We start from the raw sequence: 5,559 nt of genomic DNA, 5'->3' as shown, positions 1-5,559 counted from the left end.
GGCGAGTGCCCCGAGGCCGGCCGTCCGGATGACCCCGTGCCGGGGCCCGGTGAGCCGGGCCAGCCGGGACAGCAGCTGGACGCCGGTGGCGAGCCCGTCCAGGACCCGCTCCCCCGGTGCCGGGGCGGTCGCCAGCGCGGCGAGCGCCGCCGGGACGACGACGGCGGCGGTGTGCACGACGGCCTCGTCGTGGGTGTCGTCGAAGTCCCAGGCGTGGATCAGCGTGGACAGCGCGGTCGCCGCCTGCGGCGCGGCGAGGCGCAGCTCCGTCCACGGCACCGCGACGGCGCCCGGAGAGACGGCGGCGAGGCCGTCGAGCACCCGCCGGGCATCGTCGTTCGCGGCCCCGGCGGCGGCGAGACCGAGCGCGTCCACGAGGAGGTGCAGGAGCTGGTCGCGGTGCTCCGGCGTCAGTCCGGCCCACCGGCCCGGTGTCGACGTCGGGACGGGCGTGCTCACCACGGTGCGGGTCACCCTGCTGCCTCCTGCGCTGGTCGGCGGGCCGGTCTGCCGGTGATCGGGGTCACCCGACCGGCGGCCACGAGGCAAACACGACGAAGGAACACGGGTCAATAGATTCTATAAAATCTAATCAACCGACCATCGAAAGTATCGCCGTGCTAGGTTCAGCCCGCCCGCGGTCCGTCCTGCGGGGCCGAACCGTGCCGAACCGGGCCGAGGCCTGCCGACCCACACCAGGAGCGCCGCAGCCGATGAGCGAGATGGACGCGCCGCCGAAGTCGCGCACGGCCTACGTGCTCGACCGGCTCAAGGCCGATCTCCAGCACGGCGTCATCAACCCCGGTGACCAGCTGCGCCAGACCGCGATCGCGAAGCGCTACGGCGTCAGCCCCACCCCCGTCCGTGAGGCGCTGCGGATCCTCGCCGCCGACGGGACGATCGAGTACACCAGCCACCGCGGCGCCACCGTGCGGGACTTCACCCCGGAGATGGCCCAGGACCTCTACCGCATGCGCGCCGAGCTGGAGGGCCTGGCCTGCGAGGTCGCGGTCGAGCGCATGACCGATGAGGGCTACGCGGCGATCGTCGCAGCGAACGAACGGCTGGTCAGGGCCACCGCCGACGGCGCCGAACCGGCGACCCTGTCGCTGCTCAACAAGGACCTCCACTTCGCGATCTACGAGACGGCCTCCTCGGTGATGGTCGAGGGCATCGCGCTGCTCTGGGCCCGGTTCAAGCCCTCGGTCACGCTATGGGGCGTCGGCGAGTTCAGCCGGGCGCTCGACCAGGACCACGACGCGATCCTGGAGGCGCTCGGCCGCCGGGACGGTCCCGCTGCCCGGGCCGCGATGCACGCCCACGTCATGCACGCGTGGGAACTGCGCCAGACCAGCGAGGAGCTGCGCGCCACCGGCCGGGTGGGCGGGGACGCCCCCGGTTCCGCGGCCTCCTGACCACGCCCGGTGGAGCGTCTCCGGCCCCGCTCGCTGCGCGCACCGTGGTTCCCGTGCCTCGTCCTCGCCACGTTGCTCTCGCACGCCGTGCTCGCCGGCGTCCGCACGCTGATCTCCTACCGGGCACTCGCACTCGGCGGTGACGCGGTCACCGTCGGTCTCGTCACCGGCGCGTTCGCGCTCCTCCCCCTCGTCGTCGCGCTGCACATCGGGCGGGCGGTCGACCGCGGGGGCGGGGTGCTCGTCGTCCGGCTCGGGCTGATCCTGACCGTCGCCGCGGTGCTCGTCGCGGCGGCGAGCCCGTCGGCCGGGTTCCTGATCGGCGCCAGCGCGGTGCTCGGGCTGGGCCAGATCCTGCACACGGTGGCGTGCCAGAGCCTGATCCCGCTGTGGTCTCCTCCGGAGAAGGTCGACGACCGGTTCGGGCAGCTGACGCTCGGGGTCTCGGCCGGGCAGCTGGTCGGGTTCCCCGTCGCCGGGTCGGTCGCGACCCTCACCAACGCCGGAGCGACGACGGGCGAGCAGGTCGCCACCACCCCGGCGCTGCTCGTGATGGCCGGGCTCGCCGCGCTCGCCGTGCCACTGGCGTTCTGGTTCGTACCGGCGGAGCGCATCCGGGTCAGCCGCGCCGACGCCTCGGCCGTCCGGCAGAGCACCCTGGCGATCCTCGGCACTCGGGGGATGAAGCCGGCCGTCTACTCGAGCCTGACGGTCCTGACCGGCATGGACCTGCTCATGGCCTACCTGCCGCTGCTGGGACAGTCGATGGGCCTGGGCGTCGGCGCCGTGACGATGCTTCTCACCGCGCGCAGCGTCGCCTCGGTCGTGTCCCGGGCCGCGATGCCGCTGCTGCTGCGGGCCGTCCCGCGTCGGGTGCTGCTGGTATCGGCCACCCTCGCCTCGGGGGCGCCGATGGCGCTCGTGCCGCTCACGACCGACATCGTGCTGCTGACCGTGATGATGCTCGTCGTCGGCTTCTTCTGGGGGCTGGGCCAGCCGCTCACCATGTCCTGGGTGACGACCGTCGCTGACCCGCACAACCGCGCGGCGGCGCTGTCCGTACGACTGGCGGGCAACCGCATCGGACAGGTCGTCGTGCCGCTCGCCGCGGGCGGGCTGGCCGGCATCACAGGCGCAGGCGCGATCTTCCACGCGGGCGGGCTACTACTGCTCTCGTCAGCGCTGTGCACACTGGTCAGCACGCGCGAACCGCCCGCGGAACCCGGGCGGGTGGCGCCCAGCCGCCACGGAGTCCACCCCACGGACGTCACTTCTCGGCGTACCCGGCGAAGGCCTGCCGGCCGATGACCACGCAGACTCCTCGCCGAGGACCCGAGCGTCGTGCTGGCGCGACATGTCCGGGTGCCGTGTTGGTCATGGTCTGCTGCGTTGCTCCCCGGGCTTTCGTCGTCGACGTCGCGAGGACGGCCCTGACCAGGTCGGCAGCCACGCCTCCACTGTCGCGAGTCGGCCGAACCGGACCACAGGCGCACTCCTGTCAATGCTCCGGCTCCTGACCCGGCAGAGGGCCACCCCCTCCCCGGCGGCCTCGTCGACAAGGGCACCAGAAGCAAGCGGGCGCGGTTCATCCCGCTGATCGCCGAGGTGCGTGGTCTGGTCCAGCACCGGATCGACGTCGTCGGGGGCCGGCCCGACGCCCGGCTGTTCACCGGACCCCGCGGCGGACGGATCACCACCACGGTGTTCCGGGACACCACCCACTGGGATGAGGTCGTCGCGTCACTCGGGTTCGAGCACCTGCGCCGCCACGGACTCCGCCACACCGGCCTGACGTGGATGGCCGACGCCGGCGTCCGGTGCACGTCACGCCAAGATCGCCGGGCACGGGTCGTTGACCACGACGCAGCGCCACCTGCACCCGGATCAGGCCGCGGGGTCGGCCGCCGGGGACTCGCTGATCGCCTCCCTGCGGGCCCCACGGTCCCCACATGGTCCTCACGAGGCTGCGGGATGACCAGCACGGTGATCGATACCCGGACAGCGAAACAGCCCGCCGACCTGGAGTTTTCCAGATCAACGGGCTGCTGTTCGGCCTGTCGGGACGACAGGATTTGAACCTGCGACCCCTTGACCCCCAGTCAAGTGCGCTACCAAGCTGCGCCACGTCCCGGCCACCCCTCGCGGGGCACGTGAACCTTACCGTACCCACGGCAGCATCCCACCGGGGGTGTCGTCCGTGGCGTCGACGCTGCGTACGAGCGCGACGGCCTCGAGCTGCGACCCGACGTCGAGCTTCGCGAGCACCGCCCTGACCTGCGTGCGGACCGTCGGGAGCGACACGACGAAGTGCTCGGCGATGGCGTGCACCCGCACCCCGCCGGCGAGCAGTTCGAGGACCTCCCGCTCGCGGCGGGTCAGGGTCGCGATGCGTCCGCGGACGGCGCGCTGACGGCGGTCCCACTCGACGTAGCGCTGCACGAGCTCGTCGCGATGGGCGGCGTGCAGCAGCGACCGCCCGACGCGGGCCTCCCGGATCGCGACGACCAGTGCGGGCATCGAGGCCGTCTTCGACACCCAGGTGAAGCCGCCCTGGTGCAGGGCCGCGCCGATCCGGGTGGGGCTGGAGCTGCCCGAGAGCACGAGAACCCGCCACCCCTGGGCGCGCAGCCCCGGGATGAGCGGGATGGTGTCGATCCGGCGGCCCTCGGCGTCGCGTCCGAGGTCCAGATCGAGGACCAGCAGTCCGGGCTCGACCCCGGCGACGGCGCGGTGCACGTCGACGTGCGAGTGCGCGGGACGGAACGAGGCCGGTTCGCCCTCCGCGCGCAGGGCCAGCGCCAGCGCCGACCCGACGAGCTCGTGGTCGTCGATGATCAGCACCGTCCCGAGCGGTGCGACCGCCACCGTCCGAGGGTGTGACACCCGCCCGCCCCCCACTCGGGCGGGTGTCACGTCAGGGCTCCCAGCGTGAGCAGGCCACGCCCCAGGAGCGCGGTCCGGCGGTCGAGCGCCGCGACCTCGTTCTCGTACTCCATCGGCCGGGAGCGGAGCTCCCACAGCTCGAGGGCCTGCCGCCAGGCGACGTCACGGGCCAGCACCACCGGAACGTCGGCGACGCAGCCGAGCAGCTGCTCGGACAGCGAGGTCTCGCCGGGGTCCTTCCGGTCGAAGCCGTCGAGCAGGCGGACCATGTGCAGCGAGAACACGTCGTTCACGGCCCGGTAGTCGGCCCGCTCGGCCGGGCCGGGGGTACCGCGCCCGAGGACCGTGCAGGTACGCACGACCGCGGGCGCCAGATCGAAGTTGACGTGCGCGTTCACCCCGACCACCGCGTACTCCGCCGGGGAGATCCGGTCGTGGTGGCGGCGTTCCAGCAGCACCCCCCAGGACCGCGGCGGGGTCCCCCCGGTCGCCTCGGCGTACAGGGCCCGGAAGTAGCGGCGGGCGAACTCGACGTCGAGCCGGACCAGGAAGTCCCGGTCGGCGAACAGGTCGTCGTCGAGCTGGTCCCGGATGCCGCGGGTGATGCGCAGGTAGAGCCGGTTGAACGAGGCGACGCCGTCGCCGGGTCCGTACTCGCACTCGAGGATCTCCTGGAGGTGCTCCAGGTGCGCGACGACGCCGTCGATCGTCTCCGGTGGCGTCGCGAGCAGCGCCGCGACGCGCGCCCGGCCCGCCGGGGCCGTCCCCTCCCCGGAGGGCGTCTCGATGGTGGCCGTCATCGTCGCCTCCGTGTCGCTCGATCCGGTGATCAGCCTGGTCGAGCGTGCCCGGCGACGGTATAGGGCGAATGACCTAGATGTCGGTGCGGTGCTCGCGGAGGACGGCCGCGGCGCTGGTGCGGTTGGTGACGTCGAGCTTGGCGAAGACCGAGGCGAGGTGGGCGCCGACCGTCTTCGGGGTGATGAACAGCCGGGCCGCGATCTGCTTGTTGGTGGCGCCGTCGGCGAGGACCTCCAGCACCTCGCGCTCCCGGTCGGTGAGCCGGGCCAGCGGACCGTCCACGGCGACCGGGGCACGACCGTCCGTCGCGACCGCGGCGAGCTCGGGCACCTCGATCCGGGCCCGGTGGGCGACCTCGGCGATCTCGGTGAGCAGCGGACCGGCCCGCAGGCCCGCGGCGAGCCGGGCGGCGCGGCGCAGGTCCGCGGTGCCCTCCTCGGTGCGGCGGCCCGCCAGCAGC

6 protein-coding genes and 1 tRNA gene are annotated in these 5,559 nt (G+C 73.3%); 2 read left to right on the top strand and 5 right to left on the bottom strand.

Features of this window, described 5'->3' with window-relative positions:
* Window positions 1-474, bottom strand: a 474-nt coding sequence (locus tag GTW08_RS06025) for an MmgE/PrpD family protein (protein WP_346009858.1), incomplete at its 3' end; no start/stop codon positions are given.
* Between the two features lie 239 nt (window positions 475-713).
* Between GTW08_RS06025 and GTW08_RS06020 the strand changes: the two genes are divergently transcribed.
* Window positions 714-1,415: a GntR family transcriptional regulator gene (locus GTW08_RS06020; RefSeq protein ID WP_073575192.1), complete on the top strand. Its 702-nt coding sequence runs from the start codon at window positions 714-716 to the stop codon at window positions 1,413-1,415.
* 9 nt (window positions 1,416-1,424) lie between these two features.
* A complete protein-coding gene (locus GTW08_RS06015) occupies window positions 1,425-2,723 on the top strand; it encodes an MFS transporter (protein ID WP_073575193.1) in 1,299 nt (432 codons plus the stop codon).
* Window positions 2,724-3,472: 749 nt separating this feature from the next.
* Here the strand turns inward: GTW08_RS06015 and GTW08_RS06005 are convergent.
* From GTW08_RS06005 to GTW08_RS05990, 4 genes are all read right to left on the bottom strand, one after another.
* Window positions 3,473-3,546, bottom strand: a tRNA-Pro gene (locus GTW08_RS06005).
* 26 nt (window positions 3,547-3,572) lie between these two features.
* Window positions 3,573-4,280 carry a LuxR C-terminal-related transcriptional regulator gene (locus tag GTW08_RS06000; protein WP_304580093.1) on the bottom strand — a complete coding sequence of 236 codons (708 nt, stop codon included), beginning with the start codon at window positions 4,278-4,280 and terminating at the stop codon, window positions 3,573-3,575.
* A 44-nt stretch (window positions 4,281-4,324) separates the two neighbouring features.
* Window positions 4,325-5,098 carry a DUF5995 family protein gene (locus GTW08_RS05995; RefSeq protein ID WP_073575208.1) on the bottom strand — a complete coding sequence of 258 codons (774 nt, stop codon included), beginning with the start codon at window positions 5,096-5,098 and terminating at the stop codon, window positions 4,325-4,327.
* Between the two features lie 73 nt (window positions 5,099-5,171).
* On the bottom strand, window positions 5,172-5,559 hold a 388-nt coding region (locus GTW08_RS05990; RefSeq protein ID WP_161151543.1), incomplete at its 5' end, for a helix-turn-helix transcriptional regulator.

Source organism: Pseudonocardia sp. SID8383, assembly GCF_009864975.1.
GTDB classification, from domain to species: domain Bacteria; phylum Actinomycetota; class Actinomycetes; order Mycobacteriales; family Pseudonocardiaceae; genus Pseudonocardia; species Pseudonocardia alni.
The sequence above is the reverse complement of the archived record's forward strand: the minus strand, read 5'-3'. Positions and strand labels throughout refer to the sequence as shown.